Origin of the sequence: Aquisalimonas asiatica, assembly GCF_900110585.1 — a bacterium.
Lineage (GTDB): Bacteria > Pseudomonadota > Gammaproteobacteria > Nitrococcales > Aquisalimonadaceae > Aquisalimonas > Aquisalimonas asiatica.
The window spans coordinates 74,647-94,922 of record NZ_FOEG01000013.1; the positions used below are offsets into that span (position 1 = coordinate 74,647).

20 protein-coding genes are annotated in these 20,276 nt (G+C 67.6%); 7 read left to right on the forward strand and 13 right to left on the reverse strand.

Annotation, left to right across the window (positions count from 1 at the left end):
- The 5 genes from BMZ02_RS17610 to BMZ02_RS17630 form a co-directional block, all read right to left on the reverse strand.
- Complete coding sequence (locus tag BMZ02_RS17610; protein WP_091646292.1) at nucleotides 1-822, reverse strand: mechanosensitive ion channel family protein; 822 nt, start codon at nucleotides 820-822, stop codon at nucleotides 1-3.
- Between the two features lie 90 nt (nucleotides 823-912).
- Nucleotides 913-1,713 carry a hypothetical protein gene (locus BMZ02_RS17615; RefSeq protein WP_091646256.1) on the reverse strand — a complete coding sequence of 267 codons (801 nt, stop codon included), beginning with the start codon at nucleotides 1,711-1,713 and terminating at the stop codon, nucleotides 913-915.
- 1 nt (nucleotide 1,714) lies between these two features.
- Complete coding sequence (locus tag BMZ02_RS17620; protein ID WP_245754071.1) at nucleotides 1,715-2,140, reverse strand: MaoC family dehydratase; 426 nt, start codon at nucleotides 2,138-2,140, stop codon at nucleotides 1,715-1,717.
- Between the two features lie 52 nt (nucleotides 2,141-2,192).
- A complete protein-coding gene (locus tag BMZ02_RS17625; RefSeq protein WP_091646260.1) occupies nucleotides 2,193-4,682 on the reverse strand; it encodes an ABC transporter permease in 2,490 nt (829 codons plus the stop codon).
- Complete coding sequence (locus BMZ02_RS17630) at nucleotides 4,679-5,365, reverse strand: ABC transporter ATP-binding protein (RefSeq protein ID WP_216110925.1); 687 nt, start codon at nucleotides 5,363-5,365, stop codon at nucleotides 4,679-4,681. The genes BMZ02_RS17625 and BMZ02_RS17630 overlap by 4 nt, the downstream gene beginning before the upstream one ends.
- A gap of 28 nt (nucleotides 5,366-5,393) precedes the next feature.
- Here BMZ02_RS17630 and BMZ02_RS17635 point away from each other — a divergent pair, with 28 nt between their 5' ends.
- Complete coding sequence (locus tag BMZ02_RS17635) at nucleotides 5,394-5,993, forward strand: arylesterase (RefSeq protein ID WP_245754072.1); 600 nt, start codon at nucleotides 5,394-5,396, stop codon at nucleotides 5,991-5,993.
- Nucleotides 5,994-6,221: 228 nt separating this feature from the next.
- Here BMZ02_RS17635 and BMZ02_RS17640 read toward each other — a convergent pair whose 3' ends face one another.
- The 4 genes from BMZ02_RS17640 to BMZ02_RS17655 all read right to left on the reverse strand — a co-directional run bounded on the left by BMZ02_RS17640 (nucleotide 6,222) and on the right by BMZ02_RS17655 (nucleotide 9,752).
- On the reverse strand, nucleotides 6,222-7,121 hold the full coding sequence (locus BMZ02_RS17640) for a recombination-associated protein RdgC (protein WP_091646265.1): 900 nt from the start codon (nucleotides 7,119-7,121) through the stop codon (nucleotides 6,222-6,224).
- A gap of 122 nt (nucleotides 7,122-7,243) precedes the next feature.
- Nucleotides 7,244-8,380 carry a 5-(carboxyamino)imidazole ribonucleotide synthase gene (locus tag BMZ02_RS17645; RefSeq protein ID WP_091646267.1) on the reverse strand — a complete coding sequence of 379 codons (1,137 nt, stop codon included), beginning with the start codon at nucleotides 8,378-8,380 and terminating at the stop codon, nucleotides 7,244-7,246.
- Complete coding sequence (gene purE, locus BMZ02_RS17650; RefSeq protein ID WP_091646268.1) at nucleotides 8,377-8,865, reverse strand: 5-(carboxyamino)imidazole ribonucleotide mutase; 489 nt, start codon at nucleotides 8,863-8,865, stop codon at nucleotides 8,377-8,379. The genes BMZ02_RS17645 and purE overlap by 4 nt, the downstream gene beginning before the upstream one ends.
- Before the next feature lie 65 nt (nucleotides 8,866-8,930).
- Nucleotides 8,931-9,752: an alpha/beta fold hydrolase gene (locus BMZ02_RS17655; RefSeq protein WP_091646270.1), complete on the reverse strand. Its 822-nt coding sequence runs from the start codon at nucleotides 9,750-9,752 to the stop codon at nucleotides 8,931-8,933.
- Nucleotides 9,753-9,896: 144 nt separating this feature from the next.
- Between BMZ02_RS17655 and BMZ02_RS17660 the strand changes: the two genes are divergently transcribed.
- Nucleotides 9,897-10,139: a hypothetical protein gene (locus BMZ02_RS17660; RefSeq protein WP_091646271.1), complete on the forward strand. Its 243-nt coding sequence runs from the start codon at nucleotides 9,897-9,899 to the stop codon at nucleotides 10,137-10,139.
- 16 nt (nucleotides 10,140-10,155) lie between these two features.
- Here BMZ02_RS17660 and BMZ02_RS17665 read toward each other — a convergent pair whose 3' ends face one another.
- Genes BMZ02_RS17665 through BMZ02_RS17675 form a run of 3 tightly spaced genes read right to left on the reverse strand, consistent with a single transcriptional unit; the run spans nucleotide 10,156 to nucleotide 13,051 of the window.
- Nucleotides 10,156-10,980, reverse strand: coding sequence for an HDOD domain-containing protein (locus tag BMZ02_RS17665; RefSeq protein WP_091646273.1), 825 nt, complete (start codon nucleotides 10,978-10,980; stop codon nucleotides 10,156-10,158).
- An 18-nt stretch (nucleotides 10,981-10,998) separates the two neighbouring features.
- Nucleotides 10,999-11,217, reverse strand: a complete 219-nt coding sequence (locus BMZ02_RS17670; RefSeq protein ID WP_245754073.1) for a DUF2835 family protein — start codon at nucleotides 11,215-11,217, stop codon at nucleotides 10,999-11,001.
- A 40-nt stretch (nucleotides 11,218-11,257) separates the two neighbouring features.
- Complete coding sequence (locus tag BMZ02_RS17675; RefSeq protein ID WP_091646274.1) at nucleotides 11,258-13,051, reverse strand: PHA/PHB synthase family protein; 1,794 nt, start codon at nucleotides 13,049-13,051, stop codon at nucleotides 11,258-11,260.
- A gap of 174 nt (nucleotides 13,052-13,225) precedes the next feature.
- Here BMZ02_RS17675 and BMZ02_RS17680 point away from each other — a divergent pair, with 174 nt between their 5' ends.
- The 5 genes from BMZ02_RS17680 (at nucleotide 13,226) to glpK (ending at nucleotide 19,088) form a co-directional block, all read left to right on the forward strand.
- Complete coding sequence (locus BMZ02_RS17680; RefSeq protein WP_171909980.1) at nucleotides 13,226-14,023, forward strand: class I SAM-dependent methyltransferase; 798 nt, start codon at nucleotides 13,226-13,228, stop codon at nucleotides 14,021-14,023.
- Between the two features lie 111 nt (nucleotides 14,024-14,134).
- Nucleotides 14,135-14,902, forward strand: a complete 768-nt coding sequence (locus BMZ02_RS17685; RefSeq protein WP_091646278.1) for a DeoR family transcriptional regulator — start codon at nucleotides 14,135-14,137, stop codon at nucleotides 14,900-14,902.
- A gap of 112 nt (nucleotides 14,903-15,014) precedes the next feature.
- Entirely contained in the window at nucleotides 15,015-16,577 is a 1,563-nt protein-coding gene (glpD, locus tag BMZ02_RS17690) for a glycerol-3-phosphate dehydrogenase (protein ID WP_091646280.1), read from the forward strand.
- A 103-nt stretch (nucleotides 16,578-16,680) separates the two neighbouring features.
- Nucleotides 16,681-17,520 (forward strand): MIP/aquaporin family protein, encoded by an 840-nt coding sequence (locus BMZ02_RS17695; RefSeq protein WP_091646282.1) that lies wholly within the window; start codon nucleotides 16,681-16,683, stop codon nucleotides 17,518-17,520.
- Nucleotides 17,521-17,585: 65 nt separating this feature from the next.
- A complete protein-coding gene (gene glpK / locus BMZ02_RS17700) occupies nucleotides 17,586-19,088 on the forward strand; it encodes a glycerol kinase GlpK (protein WP_091646284.1) in 1,503 nt (500 codons plus the stop codon).
- Nucleotides 19,089-19,158: 70 nt separating this feature from the next.
- On the opposite strand, the gene BMZ02_RS17705 is transcribed toward glpK, so the two are convergent.
- Nucleotides 19,159-20,064 (reverse strand): alpha/beta fold hydrolase, encoded by a 906-nt coding sequence (locus BMZ02_RS17705; RefSeq protein WP_091646286.1) that lies wholly within the window; start codon nucleotides 20,062-20,064, stop codon nucleotides 19,159-19,161.
- Nucleotides 20,065-20,276: the final 212 nt, after the last annotated feature.

A 20,276-nucleotide genomic window follows, 5' to 3' on the forward strand; every position in this document is an offset into this window, starting at 1 on the left:
TTACCCGTCTCGTCCCCCGGCCTCTTGATCCTGATCATCTTCGGGGGCGGCCTGTCTCACCGGAAACGGCTGCGTGGCGCTGCCGGTGTAGAGGCTGAGGTGCGGGTAGGGAATCTCGACCCCCTGCTCGTCGAACGCCTTCTTGATCTCCAGCGGCAGGGTGTTGCGCAGCTCGATGAAGTTGTCCCTGACCGCCCACACCGACACCTGCAGATCCACCGACGAGCTACCGAACCCCTGGAAGAAGATCTGCGGTTTCGGCTCTTCGAGACACAGCGGGTTGGCGTCCATGACACCCTCCAGCACGGTCTTCACGCGACCGATGTCCTCCTTGTAGGCGACGCCCAGCTGCAGGTCATAGCGGCGGATGGGGAATCGCGAGTAGTTGGTGACCTGGGTCTTCACCAGCGTCTCGTTGGGCACGCGAACGAACAGGTTGTCGCGGGTGCGCAGCTTGACCGAGAGCAGGTCGATGGCCAGCACCTCGCCCACGGTGTCGCCGATCTGGACGAAATCACCGATCTGGAACGGTCGCTCGGCGATCAGGAACAGGCCGCTGATTAAATTCGACGCCGAGGTCTGCGAGGCAAAGCCGATGGCCACGGTCAGAATACCGGCAGCACCCAGCAGCACACCCAGGCGGAAGCCGAGCTGATGCAGCGCCGAGGCGATGACCAGGCCGAGGATCACGTAGAAGATCACCCGCCGGGCGATGGTGGTCTGGTGCAGATCCAGGCGCAGGCTGAGCACGCGCGCCGCCGACCGCGACACCAGCCGCGCCAGCAACCAGCCCACGGCAAGAATGATGGCCGCCTGCACCATGCCGGCCCAGTTGACGGCCACCAGCTGATCCCAGAGGGTCGTACCGAACTCTCCCACTTACAGCCTCCACCACATCCGGTTGACGCCTGCTCAGAACAGGGCGCTGAACGCCCGCACCAGGGTGTTGCGCTGGGGCACTTCCCGGGGCTCCGCGATTCTGGCCGCGCCGGGTGCTTCCGCGGGCGCCCCGCGCCCCAGCTCCAGATCGGCCAGGCCACCGTCGGCGCGCCGGGTCAGCGTCACCTCCTCACTCCAGAAGCGCCCGTCACCATCACGATACAGGCTGAGCGTGGAGACCGGCAGCCGCACACGATCCAGCAACAGCGTATCGTCACCGTGATTGCGGATCACCAGCGGCGTGGTCGCCCGGTTGGGCAGGTTCGGGTGATCCGCAAGATTCAGGCGGCACCGGCTGCGGGTCGCGTAGCAGATGACCCCTTCGCGGGTATTGTCACCGAACCAGGTGTCGGACAGGCGCACGCTCGGGAACTCGATCATCTGACGCCGCGGCTCCCCGGCGGAGACCACCACCCACAGGGGATAGCTGAGGTACAGGCGGACCGTCTCGCCGGACGGAATGCTCAACGGGGTCAGGGGGCGCGAGACAATGCCCCGATCCGGCAGTCGCACGCTGATGGTGAGATCGGGGCTGTCGCCCGCAAGCACGAACCGGTGTTCCTTGCGGTCCGCGGTCTCGTTGCGGACCTCCTCGCGCCGGTCCAGGGTCACGGTATCGGCGTACAGGTCGCCGTCGCTCTTGTGGCGGAGCATCCACTCCATGGGGCTGCGGTGGATGGTCAGCGACAGCGGGCCGACATCCAGCGCCAGGGTGGTGTCCACCGGCACGGAGAAATCCCCGACCCAGGCGTCCGGTCGCAGGCGTTCGGTCATGCTACTTCCCCCGGGACGGCACCATGAGGACGGCCTCCCCCGCGGTGACGGGCTTGTCGTCAACGTAGCAGGTGGTGTCGCAGGTGACGATGTTCTTGTCCGGCCGCAGACCGGTGATCTCCACCCGGGCGATGACCCGGTCGCCGATCCGGACGGGCGCCTTGAAGCTCAGGGTCTGGTTGAGATAGACCGCGCCGGGCCCGGGCAGCTTCATGCCCATGACCGCCGACAGATAGGCCCCGCTCAACATGCCGTGGGCGATGCGCGTACCGAAGCGCGTGCCGTTGGCGTAGGCCTCATCCAGATGGAGCGGGTTGAAATCGCTGCTGACACCCGCGAAGTTCACCAGGTCCGCTTCCGTCACGGTCTTGGAGAACGACGCGTGCATGCCCAGTTCCAGTTCTTCGAAACGGTATCCGTCGGTCAAGGCAGTCTCCCGTTGGTGGACATCCAGACAATGACAGAAAACGGGCTGCGGCTCAGCCCTCATCCGCCTCCTGCAGCAGCCGCATCGGCGAGACACGGTACAGCCGGCGCGTCGCCGCCAGCCCCGCGAGCGCAACCACCAGGGCGCCCACGCCCGCGCCGATGAGCGGCAGCCACGGGTTGAAGACGTAATCCAGCTCGAACAGTTCCCGCGCCATGACAACGCCGGCCAACGCCGCCCCGGCACCGGCCAGCAACCCGGCCACGGCACCGAGCAGCAGGAACTCGGTGGCCGCCAGGCGACGGATCAGCGCCCGGCGCGCACCCATGGCCCGGAGTAGCGCACTCTCGAACTGCCGCTCTTCCCGGGTGACCTGCAGCGCCGCCAGCAGCACCACCAGCCCCGACAGCAGAGTGAGAAACGCCATCAACTCCACCACGCGCGCCCCCTGGTCCATGATACCCCGCACCGTGTCGAGAATGGCCGTGACGTCGATCAGGGTGACACTGGGGTGCTGGCGCACCAGCTGCGCCAGCAGTGACGACTGCTCCGATGGCAGGTAGAAGCTGGTGATGTACGTGGCCGGGGCATCGTCCAGCAGCCCGGGTGCGGCGGCGGCAAAGAAGTTCACGTTGAAGCTGTCCCACTGCACGGCGCGCAGGTTGGTAATGGGCGCACTGTAGCGCTCGCCGGCGATGTCGAAGTGCAGGGTGTCACCCACGCCCACGCCGAGGCGCTCCGCCATCTCCTCTTCCAGCGAGAACTGCTCCGGATCGGGCGCATCCGGCTCCCAGAAGGCTCCGGCCACGACGCTGTTGTCCTCCGGGAGCCGCTCCAGCCAGGAGAGATTGAACTCCCGCGCCACCAGGCGCTGTGTGCGCGGCTCGTCGTAGTCCGAGGGGCGGATGTCACGGTCGTTGATGCCCACGAGGCGCGCCCGGACCATGGGGTACACCGATGTCTCCACGCCGGCATCGTCGAGCGTAGCGGCGAGCTCATCGGCCTCGTCCGGCTGGATGTTGATGAGGAAGTAGTTGGCCGCGTCGTCGGGCACGCCACCCTGCCAGGTGGCCAGAAGGTCGTTGCGCACCAGCGTCAGCAGCACCAGCGCCATCAGCCCGAGCCCCAGGGCCATGATCTGGATGACGGCCGTCCACGGACGGCGGGTCAGCCCGGAGAGCAGCAGCGAGGCACTGCCCCGCCGGCCGCGCTGGCGCCGCAGGAACCAGATCACGCCGCCACCGGCCAGCGCCAGGGCGGCCAGTGTCGCCATGACGGCACCGAAGACGTAGACACTCAGCAGCAGGTCGCCGGCCTGCCACCACATCAGCCCGAAGACCGCGGCCAGGGCGATGACGTAGATGCTGGCGCCGCGGTAGACGTGATCGCCCAGGTCCCGGCGCAGCACTCGCAGCGGCGGTACGCGCTTGAGCCGGAGCACCGTGGGGATGGCGAACCCCAGCAGAATGACCTGGGCGGCGAGAATACCCACGGCGGCCGGCCGCGGCGACGGTGGCGGCAGCGCGGGGAGGTAGTCCGCCAGCAGTTCCAGCATGGCCAGATGGACCAGAAACCCGAGCGCCGTACCGGCCACCGCGGCGAACAGGCCCAGCCAGATCATCTTCCAGGTCAGCATGGCGACGATCTGCTTCTGGGTGGCGCCCAGGCAGCGCATGACCGCCACCCGGTCCAGATGACGGGCCGCGTAACGGCGGATGGTCAGCAACATGGCGACGCCGCCCACCACCACGGTGAGCAGCGCGCTGAGCCCGAGAAACCGCTCCGCCGCCTCCATGGCCTGGGCGACGCCGGGCTGCTCCTGCCCCGGTGACTCCAGGGCCTGGTCAGTGCCGAGCCGCCCCTCCACCTGGCGCGCCCATTCGGCCACGTCACCGCTGTCACCGGCCACCAGCAGCCGGTGGGTCACCCGGCTCGCCTGCTGGACCAGGCCGGTGTCGGGCACGTCGTCCAGGTGCATCATCACCCGCGGTGACAGGCTCTGGAAGCCGCCCCCGCGATCGGGCTCGAGAAACAGTAGCTGGCTCAGGGTGAAGCGGCTGGCGCCCAGCTCCACGGCGTCACCGGGATCCAGGCCGAGCTGCAGAAGCAGCCGCGGCTCGGCCCAGACCTCGCCGCGCTCGGGGATACCATCCACCGGCCGGGCGTCGGCGTCCGGGTCGCTGCCCACTTCCAGGCGGCCGCGCAGGGGATAGCCGCGGCTGACGGCCTTGACGGCGGTGAGCTGTGTCTCGTCACCGGCCAGGACGACACTGGTGAACTCCAGCGTGCGCGCGGTGGTCAGGCCCAGCTCCAGGGCGAGGCTCTCCGGCTCCGGCCCGATGGCGGAGTTGCTCACCAGCGCCCGGTCGGCACCCAACAGTTCGGCGGCACGGCCTTCGGTGCCGGCCGCCACCCGGTCCGCCAGCCAGGCCACCGCGGTAATGGCCGTGACCGCCAGCACCACGGCCGTGGCCAGCAGGCGCAGCTCGCCAGCACGCCAGTCGCGCCGAAGCAGGCGCAGCCCCTGGCGTGGCGCTCTCATGCGGCCACCAGCTGGCCGCGATCCAGATGCAGGGTCCGGTGACAGCGCGCCGCCAGCTGCGGGTCGTGGGTGACTACCACCAGTGTCGTGCCGTGGGCGCGATTGAGCTCGAACAGGAGATCCTGGATGCGCGCACCGGTGGCCTGGTCCAGGTTACCCGTGGGCTCATCGGCGAGCAGCACTCTCGGCGCACCAACAAAGGCCCGGGCGATGGCCACGCGCTGCTGCTCGCCGCCGGAGAGTTGGTTGGGATAGTGATCCATGCGCTCCGCCAGCCCGACCTGCTCGAGCGCCTGGCGCGCGGGCGTGACCGGGTCTTTGCGGTCGGCCAGCTCCAGGGGCATCATCACGTTCTCCAGGGCGGTCAGCCCACCCAGCAGGTGGAACGCCTGGAAAACGAACCCCACCTGCTCGCCCCGGACCCGTGCACGCTGGTCCTCGTCCAGCGCGGTGAGCTCGGAGCCGCCGACATGAACCCGGCCTTCGGTGGGCACGTCGAGGCCGGCCAGCAGCCCGAGCAGCGTGGACTTTCCCGACCCGGAGGCGCCCAGAATCGCGAGCGTTTCTCCCTGTGCGATGGCAAGATCGATATCCTGAAACAATCGAATGTCACCATCGGGACCGCGAAAGACCATGCCGAGCCCTTCCGCACGAAGCACACTGCCGCTTGCAGCATCACCCATCACTCATTCCCTCCTGCTGCGCCTCGTCGTGGCGGCGGTTCTGTTGCTGGGTCTGGCCGGCCCGGGCCTGGCCGGGGAGCGCACCGTCCTCGTCCTCGGCGACAGCCTGAGCGCCGCCTACGGCATGGACCGTGACCAGGGCTGGGTTGCCCTGCTGGACCAACGGCTGGCCGAGGAAGACCTGCCCTGGCGCGCCGCCAATGCCAGCACCAGCGGCGACACCACCCGCAACGGTCTCAGCCGCCTGCCCCAGGCGCTGGAGCGCCACGAACCGGACATCGTCGTGGTCGCCCTTGGGGGCAACGACGGCCTGCGCGGCGTCAGCCCCGGGGAGATCGAGCGCAATCTGGGGCGGATCGTGGAGACGGCCCGCGACGCGGGCGCCCGGGTGCTGATCGCCGGTGTACGCATTCCCCCGAATTATGGCCAGGCCTATACCGAACGGTTTACCCAGTCGTTCGCCAATGTTGCCACGGAATACGATCTCGCGCTGGTGCCGCGGATCCTCGACGGTGTCGCCGAGGATCCGGGCCTCATGCAGAGCGACGGCATCCACCCCACCGCCGACGCCCAGCCGCTGATCCTGGACACCATCTGGCCGGAATTGAGACCCATGCTGGCCGAGTAAGGTTCCCGGGGGCATGGGCTCCGGGGGATGGTGGACCTGAAGGTCCACCCTACGGGGTTCGGGCCCGGGGGGCCCGGGCGTGGGGGCCGGGCGCTCGACGGTGGAATGGTGGACCTGAAGGTCCACCATCTGCTGGAGGTCTACCCTACTCCCGGGGCGGCACAGTGCCCCAAGCTCGGCGTAGGGTGGACCTTCAGGTCCACCATCTGCGGGCGCTCCCGCCCGCGGTTACTCCTCGTTCAGCACGTCCAGCAGCCGCGGGATCAAGCGCGCCAGCTCCAGGCTCATGATGGTGAAGTCGCTGTCGAAGCGCTCGGCGTCGGTGTTCGTCTCGGTCTCGGCCCGCTCGTCCTGGACGGCGTCCAGGAAACGCAGGCGCTTGATGCTCATGTCGGCATCCAGCATGAAGCTGACCCGGTCCTGCCAGGTGAGCGAGAGCCGGGAGACCCGCTTGCCGGCCTTGATGTGGTTCTTCACTTCCGTGGAGGACAGGTCGATGCGCTTGCAGCGCACCTCACCACCTTCCAGCTCCGGGTCCACGAGGACGCATTCGTCGCCCAGGGCGAAGTCCGTGGGCAGGCTGTCGCGGGTAAGCCAGCGGGTCATCACCGACTGCGGCGCCGCTTCCGGCTCGGCCGGCGCCAGCGGCAGGGTACCGAGCACGTCACGCAGGCGCTCGCTGAACTCCTCGGCCTTCTTCCAGTTGGCGGCGTCCACCAGTAGCCAGCCGTTGTTCGTGTCCACGTAGCCGAAGGTGCGCTTGCTGCGGCTGAACGCCCGCGGCAGCAGGTCCAGCACGATTTCGTCCTTGAGGCGGTCCTTCTCCTTCTTGCGGACCTTGCGCGCCTCCTGCTCCTCGATGACGTGCACCCGCTCCTGCAGGGATTCGCGGATCACGGCAGCCGGCATGAGCTTGCTCTCCTCCTTGAGCGCCATCATCAGGCAACCACCGGCAGGGTGGACGAGCTGGACGTGCCCCTCGCCCAGGGGCGGGCTCCAGCCACCGGACTCCATGTCCAGCCGGCCGCAGGGCTCGAAGACGTCCCGGGCCAGGCGCTCGTCCAGGGCCTCGGCATCGTGGGGGAAGTCCTGCTCCAGGACGTAGAGGCAGAGGTTCTTGAACCACATAATGCGTTCCTTGTCGGTGTTGGGAGTCGTGGGGTGGTGGACCTGAAGGTCCACCTTACGCCGAATGCAAGCGACCGTGCCGTAGCCGGGAGTAGGGTGGACCTTCAGGTCCACCATGGACGTTACCGCGTCAGGGCCGCCCGTGCAGCCAGTGCGCGCTGGCGGGCGTCGTCGTGATCGTTGCCGAAGGCGACCATGTGCCCCATCTTGCGCCCCGGCTTGGCTTCGGTCTTGCCGTAGAGGTGCAGCTTGATCTGCGGGTCACCCAGGGCGGCTGCCCAGTCGGGCTCGCCGGTCGCCCACAGATCGCCAAGCAGGTTGACCATGGCCGCCGGCCGCAGCAGTTCGGTACTGCCAAGGGGCAGACCGCACACGGCGCGCACCTGCTGCTCGAACTGGCTGGTGACGCTGGCATCGAAGCTGAAATGCCCGGAGTTGTGGGGCCGCGGCGCCAGCTCGTTGACCATGAGCTCGCCATCGGCCCGCAGGAAGAACTCCACGCACAGCACGCCCACCACGTCCAGCGCCTCGAGAATGCCGCGGGCAACATCCACGGCGCGCTCGCGCACCGAGGCTGGCAGGGGCGCCTCCGGAACGGACACATCGAGAATGTGGTTGTGGTGGTCGTTGGTCACCACGCCCCAGTGGGCGAAACTGCCGTCGATCCCCCGGGCGGCGACCACGGAGACCTCGCACTGGAAATCCACCAGCGTCTCCAGCACCGCCGGACCACTGCCGATGGACTCCCAGGCGGCATCCACTTCAGCCGCATCGCGGATTACCGCCTGGCCCTTGCCGTCGTAGCCGAAACCGGCGGTCTTGAGCACGGCGGGCAGGCCGAGCGCGGCGATGGCGCCATCCAGTGCCTCGCGGGAATCCACATCCCGGAACGGCGTCACGGGAAAGCCGTGGTCGTTGAGAAAACCCTTCTCGCGACTGCGGTTCTGGCACACGTGCAGCACCTGCCCGGCCGGCCGCACCGGCGCGTGACGCTCGGCGCAGTCGGTGGTCGCTGCCGGCACGTTCTCGAACTCGAAGGTGAGGACGTCCACACCGCGGGCGAAATCGGCCACGGCGTCCAGGTCGTCATAGTCGGCGGTGACTTCCCGATCGGCCAGGTGGCCGGTCGGGGTATCGGCCCCGGGTGACAGGGTATGCACCCGGTAGCCCAGCCGCCGGGCCGCCGAGGCGGTCATCCGCCCGAGCTGGCCGCTGCCGAGAATGCCGATGGTCGCCCCGGGAAGAATGGCCTGGCTCACGGCAGGGTATCCTCCATCACTTTCTGCGCCTGGGCGCGGCGAAAGGCGTGCAGCTTCTCCCGCAGCTCCGGCCGGCCGTTGGCGAGAATCGACACGGCCAGCAGCGCGGCGTTCTTCGCCCCCGCGGTGCCGATGGCCAGGGTGGCCACGGGCACGCCGCCGGGCATCTGCACGATGGAGTACAGGGAGTCGATCCCCTTCATGGTGCGGCTCTCCACCGGCACCCCAAGCACCGGCAGGGTGGTCTGGGCGGCGACCATGCCGGGCAGGTGGGCAGCACCGCCGGCACCGGCAATGATCACTTCCAGGCCACGCCCTTCCGCCTCGACCGCATACTGGGCCATCCACTCGGGCGTGCGGTGCGCGGAGACGATCCGGCACTCGTGGGCCACCCCGAACTCGGTCAACGTCTCGTCGGCATGGGCCATGGTGTCCCAGTCCGACTTGCTGCCCATGATCACGCCCACCAGTGGCTGTTCACTCATATCTGTATCCGTTCGTGGAAAAAACCAGAGATTCTAGCACCTCGCGGCGAACAAGCAGAGTGCCCTTAATCGCACGCAAATACGCGAACGTTCTCAAGAAACCCGGGCAGGTCATCCTGGTGCGGCGAATGCCCCGCCAGGGCGTGAACACGCAGAAGGGAATCCGGCGTGTGGCGGTGGACGTAGCGGGCGACGTCCAGCCCGTAGAAACTGCGGGCACCAAAGACAAGCAGCGTGGGCACGTCCACCCGCTCCACTTCGGGGCGGTAGTCGCGCCGGGAGAAATGCTCCCAGCAGCGAATCCACGGCTCCGGGTCGAGGGCGTCCAGACGCTGCCGGCGCGTCTCGCGGAACATCGCCTCCAGCCGCGCCGCGCCACTGCCCGGCTCCACCTGGCGCCCGCGGGTGATGAACGCCATGGTGGTGCCGACGAAATCCGCGCGCAGCGCGTCGATGAAGGCCTGATTGTCGGCCTCGCTGAAAGCGCCGAACAGCCCCAGCGACCAGTCCGCATCGGTGAGCAGCCGCGGCGACTGGTCGACCAGGCACAATCGGCCGATGCCGTCGCAGCCGAACTGGCGCACGTACTCCCAGCAGGTCAGGGCACCCATGGAGTGACCCAGCACCAGCGGTGCCTGCAGGTCGAAGGCCTGGATCAGCGCCCGCAGGTCGGCCGCAAGCACGTCGATCCCGGCGACACCCGGGTCGAAATAGGGCCGCGCCTCCCAGATGTAACAGGTGCGATCCTGTGCCAGGCGCTGGACGACCGGGTACCAGTCGGTGTAGGCGCCAAGCCAGCCGGGGATGATCACCAGTGGCGGCCCGCTGCCCAGCACGTGCACCGGCAGACGCAGACCGTCATGGCTCTGAAAACTGTGCTCGCGCATCGCTGCCGCTGCTGCTGAACCGGGCCGCCGATTATGGGCAGCGAGACGGGCGGGGGCAAGAGAGCGTGACGCAGTTCACACCGTCACCCACCCGCCTGGATGGTAGACTGCGAATATCTCAGCGGTGTGTTCAACGGAGGCACCATGGATATTGCCAGCGCATTCCACTCGGCGACGGCCGGCCTGCAGCGGGCCGATCAGGAAATGCAGCGCAACGCGGAAACGGTGGCTCGCGTGACCGCCGGTGTCGACGAGAACGAGGACCTCAACACCGCGCTCGTGGAATCCACCCAGAACGAGACCCTGGCGCGCGCATCGGTGAACACCGTGCAAAGCGTCGATGAGGCGGAACAGACCCTCGGCCGCATTCTGGACACCGAAGCCTGACGCCCTGCTGCCGGCGTCACGCGGCGCCGGCCACTTCCTCCGCAAAGGTGCCGAGCTGCTCGTCCTCACGACGGCAGCTCATGCCGATGTTGTTCAGTTTCGGCTCGGAGATACCCCGCAGGATCCGCCGCGTCGGACGATCCTCGTAACCCGCCCGATACCAGTCCACACAGGCGCCCACCATGTCCGTGAGGCGCGCCCAGTCGCCCTGGTAGTCCGGGTCGGCGTGGTGCGCAACCACCGTCACCAGGGGATCCGGCAGATCCCAGCTCGCCAGCAACCGACTGCCCGACTGGTAGTGATCGAACCCGAGCTCACGCTGCTCGCGCTCGGCGAGACGGGTGTCGTCGCGGTCGTCGGCGGTGAGGGCGCGCTGCATGGCGTCGGGGAAGACGTGAGCGTTTGCGAGGACACCGATGTTGTGGAGCAGGCCGGCGAGATACCCGGCCGCCGTCTCGGTCTCGAGCGGCACATAGTTGCCCAGCTTGCTGGCGCAGAGCGCGACGTTCATGCTCGCCCGCCAGAAACGGCCCTGATTGAGGGCGGGGCAGGAGCAGGACTGGAACTGCGCGCTCAACAGCGTGGTGGTCGCCAGCACCCGCACCCGGTTGAGCCCAAGCCGCACGGCGGCGTCATCAACGCTGTAGATGGGCTGGTAGCCGGTGAAGAATGCGGCGTTGGCGGCAGAGACCACGCGGCCGCTGGTGCCGGGATCCATGGCAAGGGCGGCGGCGACATCGGGCAGCGGTGCGTCCTTGTCGTTGACGACCTTGAGGATGTCCTGCACGAAGCGGGGCAACGTGGGAAGTTCCTCGATCCTCTCCAGATCCTGCTGTGCCATTGTCACCTGCCAGGGACGTTACAGACGGTCCAGCCGTTCGATACGGCCCGATTCGTCATAGTAAAGGCGAAACCGGCCATGCACGCCGTCGTGGTTCACAAAAGCGCGAAGCCGATTCGCCGGGAACTGAACCCAGACGCCGTCGTCGCTGCAGACGACCACCTGGCTGCTGTAGCCGCCGTAGTAGGCCAGCATGTCGTCGCGCGAGACATTGAGCGTGAAATCGACCGTTGCCACGCCGGTATCTTACACGTTCCCGGCGGGCTGGAAAGACCGGTCAGGCGTGTTCGCGGACGTAGGCACCCGGTGCGTCCTCGATCACCGGCAGCGCCCCCGCCCCGGGCTGCCGTGCAGCGACCTTCGCCGACGCCTGCCCGGCAAGCCACTGCTCCCACTCCGGCCACCAGGAGCCGGGGGCCCATTCGGCGCTGTCCAGCCATTCGGCGGCAGTACCGGGGGTGTTGTCACCCACCCAGTACCCGTACTTCTCCCGCGACGGCGGGTTGATGATACCGGCGATATGGCCCGAGCCACCCAGGATGAACCGCGGCCGCCCACCGATCAGGTGCACTCCCTGATAGCAGGTCTTCCAGGGCGCAATGTGGTCTTCCCGGGCGGAGACGAAGCAGCTGGGTATATCGACCTTTCCCAGGTCGATGGGAACGCCATCCAGCTCGATGCCGCCCGGCTCCCGCAGGCGGTTCTCCTGGTACATGTTGCGCAGGTAGAAGGTGTGCATCCGCGCCGGCATGTTGGTGCAGTCCTGGTTCCAGTAGAGCAGGTCGAACGGGAACGGGTCGTCGCCCTTGAGGTAGTTGTTGATGAAGAACGACCAGATCAGGTCGTTGGCGCGCAGCGTCGCCATGGTGGTCGCCATGGCCCGTCCTTCGAGAAACCCCTGGCTGCCCATGCGGCGCTCCAGGTTCCGGAGCTGCTCCTCGTCGATGAAGATCTCCAGCTCGCCCGGCTCGGAGAAATCGAGCATGGCGGTGAAGAAGGTGATGCTCTTGATGCGCGCGTCGTTGTTCGCCGCCATGTACGCCAGGGTCGCCCCCATGAGCGTGCCGCCCAGGCAGTAGCCGACGCAGTTGACGTCCGTCTCGCCGGTGGCCTGCTCGATGGCGTCCAGCGCCGCCAGCGGCCCTTCCACCATGTAGTCGGCGAAGGTCTTGTCGGCGTAGTCGCTGGTGGGGTTCTTCCAGGAGATCACGAACACGGTATGCCCCTGATCCACCATGTACTTGATCATGGAATTCCGCGGCTGGAGATCCAGGATGTAGTACTTGTTGATCCATGGCGGCACGAACAACAGCGGCCGCTTGTAGACCGTGTCGGTGGTGGGCGTGTACTGAATGAGCTGGATCAGATCGTTCTGGAACACCACCTTGCCGGGCGTGATGGCCAGATTGTGGCCCACCTCGAACGCCTCGGTGTCGGTCATGCTGACGCGCAGCCTGCCCTCGCCCGCGGCCAGATCGTCCAGCAGATTGCGTAGCCCGCGCAGGAGATTCTGTCCGCCCGTCTCGACGGTCTTCTCCAGCACCTCCGGATTCGTTGCGACGAAATTGGTGGGCGACAGGGCATCCACGAACTGCCGGGTGTGGAAGTCCACCTTGCGCGCCGTCTGCTCGTCCAGACCCTCCACGTTGCGCACGGTGGAGTGCACGTAGTCCGCCGCCAGCAGGTAGGACTGCTTGATGAAATCGAAGATGGGGCTGTCTTCCCAGGCATCGTGGCTGAAGCGTTTGTCACCCCGCTCCGGGTCGATGACCGACTCGCGGTTCTGCCCGAGGAACCGCATGGTGGTGTTGTTCACGAGCTGCGCGTAGTCCTGCCAGAAGGCGATCTGGGACTGGGCGAGCTGCATCGGATTGGAGACCATCCGCGAGGCGAGCTGCTGGAACAGCCCCGACATGTGCAGGGCGTCGTCCAGATCAATGTGATGGGCCGACTGCTCGCGGGTCACGAACTCGTTGACAAGCTCCTGGCTGCGGGTCGTGATATCCACCAGGGTGCGGGAGAGTTCCCGGGGGTCCATCGCTGGCGCGGGTTCGGGCTGTTTCTCGACCATGAACGTCGACCTCGAAGGCTGCCGGATATGCCGGCCGATGGGTCGCCGCCGCCAGGGGGGCACGCACCCCGGGGCGGCGAAACCGGCGCTTGCGCGCACTTCAAGGTATCTTACGGCACAGCAGCAAGGCACTCAACTGGAATCGCACCGAGGCAGCGCACGCAGGACACTGATTTGACAGCCTTTTCCAACACCCCAACGGATAAACAGGAACAGTGTTACGTCACGCAGGAGGCTGCGCCGGGCGCGGGGAAGACGGCAGCCGCCCTGGCCCGCCGCTGGAGCCTGCCGCTGGCGACCGCCGAGACCCCGCCAGGGTTGCGGCTGACGACGGGCGCCAACGGCGTCAGCCTGACGGACAGCCGCCCAGGCAGCCCCGGTCTTATCCGCGTCGATTTCCTGGAGCCCCGCTTCCTGCGGCGCCTGCAGCAGGCGGGGGCCGCCCGGGAGCCCCTGGTGCGCGCCGTGGGTGCCCGCCGCGGCGACCGCCCCCGGGTACTGGACGCGACCGCAGGCCTGGGCCAGGACGCCGCGATCCTCGCCATGGTCGGCTGCCCCGTGACGCTGGTGGAGCGCTCCCCGGTGCTTGGCGCCCTGCTGGAGGACGGACTGGCCCGTGCACGGCTCGATCCGCGCACCCAGGCCATGGCCAGCAGGATGACGCTGATCAGCGCCGACAGCGGCGACTACCTGGCCCGGCTGGAGGCGACCGACAGACCCGACGTGGTCTATCTGGATCCCATGTACCCGCACCGGCGCACCGGCGGCAAGTCCGGCAAGGCGATGCAGCACCTGCAGGCGCTGCTGGGCCCGCCGGACGACGCCGGCCCGCTGCTCGCACCCGCCCTGGCCGCAGCAGCACGACGGGTGGTCGTGAAACGCCAGCGCCGCGCACCCGCTCTTGGCGGCACGGCGCCCGACTTCAGCGTGGGCGGCAGCAGCACCCGCTTCGACGTCTATCACCGTACGTAGCGACACCGCACCGCGCCCCGGACAGGGGCGCACCGCTCGGGTACCATGGCCTGCAACCGGACGACGCCGCGCTTTCACATTCGAAAAGAGCCGAACCACCGCGAGGCAGCAATGCACGATCTCACTCCCCGGCAGGAACGCATCATGGAACGGGTCAGAAAGGATGGCTTCGTCGCCATCGACGGCCTTGCCGAGGAGTACGAGGTCACGCCCCAGACCATCCGCCGGGATATCAATCAGCTCTGCGCCGCCGGCCTTCTGCGCCGCCACCACGGTGGTGCCGGCCTGCCATCGAGCGTTGAGAACGTCGCCTACCGGGCCCGCAAGGTCATGCAGCTCGACGCGAAACAGGGCATTGCGCGCACACTGGCCGCGCAGGTCCCGGACCAGGCATCGCTGTTCATCACCCTGGGCACCACCAACGAGGAGATCGCCAAGGCGCTGCTACACCACGACGGCCTGCGCATCATCACCAACAACCTGAATGTCGCCACCATTCTCACCAACAACCCCACCTTCGAGATCATCCTCGCCGGCGGTGTGGTACGGCCGGGCGATCGCGGCATTACCGGTGAGGCCACCATCGACTTCATGCGTCAGTTCCGCGTGGACTACGGCATCACCGGCATCTCCGGTATCGATGCCGACGGCACGCTGCTCGACTTCGATTACCGCGAAGTGCGGGTGGTACAGGCCATCATGGCCCAGGCGCGCCAGTTCTGGCTCGCCGCCGACTACAGCAAGTTCGGCCGCAGCGCCATGGTTGAGCTGGGCCACCTGCGCGAACTGGACGCCCTGTTCACCGACCGGCAACCGCCCGAAGCCTGGCTGCAGCAACTGCGCGATGCGCAGGTGCGGATCTTCACGCCGGACACCTGATCACTTTCCGGCGCTTCTCCGTTCATCCGTCAACATTGACCTTTCATATTGCGCTCGCTTTTGTTCGTGCTATGTTCACCCGAACATTCCCACGAAAAAACACGAACCAAACATGACAAACGAAAACAGCAACTACGATCTCGTCGTAGTCGGAGGAGGCATCAACGGAGCGGGGATTGCACGGGACGCGGCGGGCCGGGGCCTGCGCGTGCTGCTCTGCGAACGGGACGACATCGCCGCGCACACCTCCTCCGCGAGTACCAAGCTCATCCACGGCGGCCTGCGTTATCTCGAGTACTACGAGTTCAGCCTGGTCCGCAAGGCGCTCAAGGAGCGGGAGGTGCTGCTCAAGGCGGCGCCCCACATCATCTGGCCGATGCGCTTCGTCATGCCGCACACCCGCTCGCTCCGCCCCCGGTGGATGATTCGCGCCGGACTGTTTCTCTACGACCACCTTGGCGGGCGCAGCAGCCTGCCGGGCTCCCGGGGGCTCAGGCTCGCCACCGATCCGGCCGGACAGCCACTGCGCCCGGAGTTCACCGATGGCTTCGCCTACTCCGACTGCTGGGTGCAGGACTCACGGCTGGTGGTACTGAACGCCCTGGATGCCGCCGAGCGCGGCGCCGAAGTGTGCATCCATACGGCCTGTGTCGGTGCCCGACGCGAAGGGGATCACTGGGCGGTGGACCTACAGGACCAGCACTCGGGCGCGAACCGCACCATCCAGGCCCGCGCCCTGGTCAATGCCGCCGGTCCCTGGGTCAGCCGCTTCCTCCAGTCCGTCACGGGCAGGGCCGAGCAGGCTGCGGGCAAGCACGTGCGGCTGGTGAAGGGCAGCCACCTGGTGGTGCCGAGGCTGTTCGATCACGATCAGGCCTACCTGCTGCAGAATGACGACCGTCGCGTCATCTTCGTGATCCCCTACGAACACGACTACTCCCTGATCGGCACCACCGACGAGGCCTTCGAGGGCGACCCGCGCAGCCTGTCCATCTCGGACGCGGAAACGGAATACCTCTGCAACACCATCAATCACTACTTCCAGCGCGCCATCACCCCGGCGGACGTGGTGTGGAGCTACGCCGGTGTGCGCCCCCTGTACGACGACGCAGCGGCGGACGCATCGGCGGTCACCCGCGACTACGTTCTCGACCTGGACACCGATGGCGGGCGGGCACCGCTGCTGTCGGTGTTCGGCGGCAAGATCACCACCTACCGCACGCTGGCCGAAGACGCGCTGGCGCAGCTTGCCGGCCCGCTGCAACTGGCCGCCAGACCCTGGACGGCGACGGAAACCCTTCCGGGTGGAGACATCCCGGCGGCCGACTTCGACGCGTGGCTGGCCGCCCTCGGCGAGGACTACCCGTTCCTGCCGCCGGGCCTGCTGTGGCGCTACGCCCGCAACTACGGCACCCGGATGCATACCCTGGTGGGTCATGCACGGTCGCTGGACGACCTGGGGGAACACCTCGGCGACGGCATGTACACGGCGGAACTGGATTACCTGATTCGGTACGAGTGGGCCCGGACCGCGGACGACGTCCTGTGGCGGCGTTCGCGCATGGGCCTGCACGTCTCCGAAACCACCAGGCAGGCAATCGATGCCTGGTTCTCACGGCACGGCGCCCCGGAACAACCCGGACTCACCGGGGAGGCTCACCGGGCGGCGCGCTGATACCACCTGAAGAAGGCTCGCACAGCCACCGCGGCATCCACGAGAGCGGACCAAGACGCCCGCCAAAGCCGTGCTGGTTTGTCACAAGGAGGAGGAGTAAGACATGACACCCTTTATCGGCGAAATCATCGGGACGATGATTCTCATCATATTCGGCGGCGGCGTCGTGGCAGGCGTCCTGCTGAACCATTCAAAAGCCCAGGCGAGTGGCTGGATCGTCATCACCGCGGGCTGGGGCATGGCGGTGGCGCTCGCCATCTACGCCGTGGGCGACATCAGCGGCGCCCACATCAACCCGGCGGTGACCGTCGGGCTGGCAGCCATCGGCGAGTTCCCCTGGGCGGATGTGCCCGCCTATATCGTGGCGCAGATGATCGGGGCCTTCATCGGCGCCAGCGTGGTCTTTCTCGCCTACTACCCGCACTGGGCGGCCACCGACGATGCCGGCGCCAAGCTGGGCGTGTTCAGCACCGACCCCGCCATACCCCACACGCCGGGCAACCTGCTGTGCGAAATCATCGGCACGTTCGTGCTGGTGCTGGGGATTCTGTTCATCGGCGCCAACGAGTTCACCGAGGGCCTGAACCCGCTGATCGTCGGCCTGCTGATCTTCGCCATCGGCCTGTCCCTGGGCGGCCCCACCGGTTACGCCATCAACCCGGCACGCGACCTCGGGCCACGCATCGCCCACTTCGTGCTGCCCATCGCGGGCAAGGGCGGCTCCAACTGGCAGTACGCCTGGGTCCCGGTGATCGGCCCGCTCATCGGCGGCGCCGCTGGCGGCCTGTTCTATGCTTTCGTTTTCGAACAGGGCAGCCCCACGGCGCTGTTCATCGCCCTCGCGGTGCTGGCCGCTTGCATCATCGCGGCGTTCACAGGCCTGCAACAGGCTCCCGCCGTGAGCGCACGGACCACCAACGAGGAACGGGACGGTGGCGCCTGAACAGGGGCCCGGAACCTCGGGCACCGCAACCAGATCAATAATGTGGAATACGGAGGAGTAAGATCATGGACAAGCAATACATCATGGCCCTCGACCAGGGAACAACCAGTTGCCGGGCCATCCTGTTCGATCGCGACGCGACTATCGTCGGCGTCGCCCAGAAGGAGTTCAACCAGTACTACCCGGAACCCGGCTGGGTGGAGCACGACGCCATGGAGATCTGGGGCGCGCAGATGGGCGTGGCCCGCGAGGTGCTGGAGACCCAGGGCGTGAAGCCCGCGGAGGTGGCCGGCATCGGCATCACCAACCAGCGCGAAACCACCGTGGTGTGGGACCGGGAGACCGGCAAGCCCGTCCACAACGCCATCGTCTGGCAGGACCGCCGCACCGCCCCACTATGCGACGACCTCAAGGCCCGCGGCCTGGAGCAGCACATCCGCGACACCACCGGCCTGGTGGTGGACGCCTACTTCTCCGGCACCAAGATCCGCTGGATCCTGGACAACGTGGAAGGCGTGCGCGAACGAGCGGAACGCGGCGAGCTGCTGTTCGGCACCATGGACACCTGGCTGGTGTGGAACCTCACCCGGGGCGAACGCCATGTCACGGACTACAGCAACGCCTCGCGCACGCTGCTGTACGACATCCGCAAGCTGGACTGGGACGACCGCATGCTCGAGGAGCTGGGCGTCCCGCGCTCCATGCTGCCGGAGGTACGGCCCTCCAGCGAGGTCTACGGCACCACGGGCAAGGAGATGTTCGGCGGCGCCCAGGTGCCCATTGCCGGCATTGCCGGGGACCAGCAGGCGGCGCTGTTCGGCCAGACCTGTTTCGACAAGGGGATGGTGAAGAACACCTACGGCACCGGCTGCTTCCTGCTCATGAACACCGGCGAGACGCCCGTGCCGTCCAAGTCCGGCCTGCTCACCACCATCGGCTGGGGGCTGGACGGCAAGGTGGAGTACGCCCTGGAGGGGGCCATCTTCATCGCCGGGGCGGCCGTGCAGTGGCTGCGCGACGAGCTCAAGCTCATCGACTCGGCCGAAGATTCCGAGTACTACGCCGGCAAGGTGCCGGACTCCGGCGGCGTCTACGTGGTGCCGGCGTTCGCGGGGCTGGGGGCACCCTACTGGGACATGTACGCCCGCGGCGCCATCTTCGGCCTCACCCGCGGCACCCGCAAGGAGCACATCACCCGCGCCACTCTGGACTCGCTGGCCTACCAGACCAAGGACGTCATCGACGCCATGCAGGCGGACTCCGGCATTACCCTGAAAGCGCTGCGCGTGGACGGCGGCGCCGTGGCCAATAACGTGATGATGCAGTTCCAGTCGGACATGCTCGGGGTCAACGTCGAACGACCGCAGGTCACCGAGAGCACCGCCCTGGGCGCGGCCTACCTGGCCGGCATCGCCGTTGGCGTATGGACCAAGGACGAGGTGGTCAGCAAGGGCGCCCTGGACCACACCTTCACCCCGGACATGGACCCGGACGTGCGGGAGCAGCGCTACAAGGGCTGGAAGAAGGCCGTGCGCCGGACCATGCACTGGGAGAAGGACGAGGACTGAGCCCCCGCCGTCTGCCCGGCACTTCGGTGCCGGGCAGACGCTTCGGGTCGACTGGTCCGGAAGGGCCGCTTCAGCGCTGTCCGGTCGCCCCCCGCGCACCGCTTTCGGACGCAACCTCCCGCCCGAGAAACGCCCGCACCGAGTCCAGGAAGATGTCGTTGCCGTCTCCGGCGACCATGTGCCTGGCATCGCTGACGTTCACGTACTCGGCATGCGGGCAGTCGGCGAGAAACGCCTGCACACCTTCTTCGCTGAGCACGTCGGAGAGCGCACCACGAACCAGCAAGGTGGGCACCCGGAGCTGGCGGGCGCTGCTCTCCAGGCGCTGGCGTCGCGCCTCGAAATCCCGCCGCACCTGGAGGAAAGCCGGATCCCAGTGCCAGTAGTAGCGGCCGTCCGCCCCCTGGCGCACGTTCTTGGCCAGCCCGTCCGGGTTGGCACTGCGGCGGCGATGGGGCTGATAATCCTGAATGGCCTCGGCAACCTCATCCAGGCTGGCGAACCCACCGGCGTGGCGCTGCATGAAGGCCATGATCCGCGCCACGCCGTCCTGCTCCATCTGCGGTGCGATATCCACGAGCACCAGCGCGGCCACGTCGGACCGCTGCTCGCCCGCAGCCAGCAGGCCGACACCCCCGCCCATGGAGGCGCCCACCAGGGCTGCCGGACGGTCGCCGAAGGCACGAATCACGGCGTTGAGATCATCCACCATGACGCCCTGCTCGTAGCCGCCCTCGCCGGCCCAGTCGGAGTCACCGTGGCCGCGGGCATCAAACGCCACGGCCCGGTAACCCGCCGCGCCCAGGGCCTCTCCCGCCCCCTTCCAGGCATGACGGGTCTGACCGCCGCCGTGCAGCAGCATGACCAGCGGCGCATCCGGGTCGCCCCAGGCGTCGGCCGCCAGGCGGAGCCCCGCATCCGTGTCGATGGTATACATGGGCTCCGGCGTCCCCGGAAGCCGCTGTCCCGCGCTCATGCCGTGGCGGCTCCTGTTCTGGTGATGGTGGACCTGAAGGTCCACCCTACCGTGATTTCGGAGCTGCTGCATGGAGCCAGGCGAAACCTCCGCCGGTGGACCTGAAGGTCCACCCTACGGAAGCCCGGATGCCCGGATGCCCGGATGCCCGGATGCCCGGATGCCCGGAAGCCCGGATGCCGGATGCCGGATGCCGGATGCCGGATGCCGGA

Bases quoted from the DNA above. Each gene is read 5' to 3' on its own strand.
- BMZ02_RS17615 (WP_091646256.1), bottom strand. From the start codon at position 1,713: ATGACCGAACGCCTGCGACCGGACGCCTGGGTCGGGGATTTCTCCGTG.
- glpD (WP_091646280.1), top strand. From the start codon at position 15,015: ATGACAAACGAAAACAGCAACTACGATCTCGTCGTAGTCGGAGGAGGC.
- glpK (WP_091646284.1), top strand. From the start codon at position 17,586: ATGGACAAGCAATACATCATGGCCCTCGACCAGGGAACAACCAGTTGC.
- BMZ02_RS17675 (WP_091646274.1), bottom strand. From the start codon at position 13,051: ATGGTCGAGAAACAGCCCGAACCCGCGCCAGCGATGGACCCCCGGGAA.
- BMZ02_RS17655 (WP_091646270.1), bottom strand. From the start codon at position 9,752: ATGCGCGAGCACAGTTTTCAGAGCCATGACGGTCTGCGTCTGCCGGTG.
- BMZ02_RS17660 (WP_091646271.1), top strand. From the start codon at position 9,897: ATGGATATTGCCAGCGCATTCCACTCGGCGACGGCCGGCCTGCAGCGG.
- BMZ02_RS17625 (WP_091646260.1), bottom strand. From the start codon at position 4,682: ATGAGAGCGCCACGCCAGGGGCTGCGCCTGCTTCGGCGCGACTGGCGT.
- BMZ02_RS17665 (WP_091646273.1), bottom strand. From the start codon at position 10,980: ATGGCACAGCAGGATCTGGAGAGGATCGAGGAACTTCCCACGTTGCCC.
- BMZ02_RS17640 (WP_091646265.1), bottom strand. From the start codon at position 7,121: ATGTGGTTCAAGAACCTCTGCCTCTACGTCCTGGAGCAGGACTTCCCC.
- BMZ02_RS17695 (WP_091646282.1), top strand. From the start codon at position 16,681: ATGACACCCTTTATCGGCGAAATCATCGGGACGATGATTCTCATCATA.
- BMZ02_RS17705 (WP_091646286.1), bottom strand. From the start codon at position 20,064: ATGAGCGCGGGACAGCGGCTTCCGGGGACGCCGGAGCCCATGTATACC.
- BMZ02_RS17630 (WP_216110925.1), bottom strand. From the start codon at position 5,365: ATGGGTGATGCTGCAAGCGGCAGTGTGCTTCGTGCGGAAGGGCTCGGC.
- purE (WP_091646268.1), bottom strand. From the start codon at position 8,865: ATGAGTGAACAGCCACTGGTGGGCGTGATCATGGGCAGCAAGTCGGAC.
- BMZ02_RS17685 (WP_091646278.1), top strand. From the start codon at position 14,135: ATGCACGATCTCACTCCCCGGCAGGAACGCATCATGGAACGGGTCAGA.
- BMZ02_RS17610 (WP_091646292.1), bottom strand. From the start codon at position 822: ATGGTGCAGGCGGCCATCATTCTTGCCGTGGGCTGGTTGCTGGCGCGG.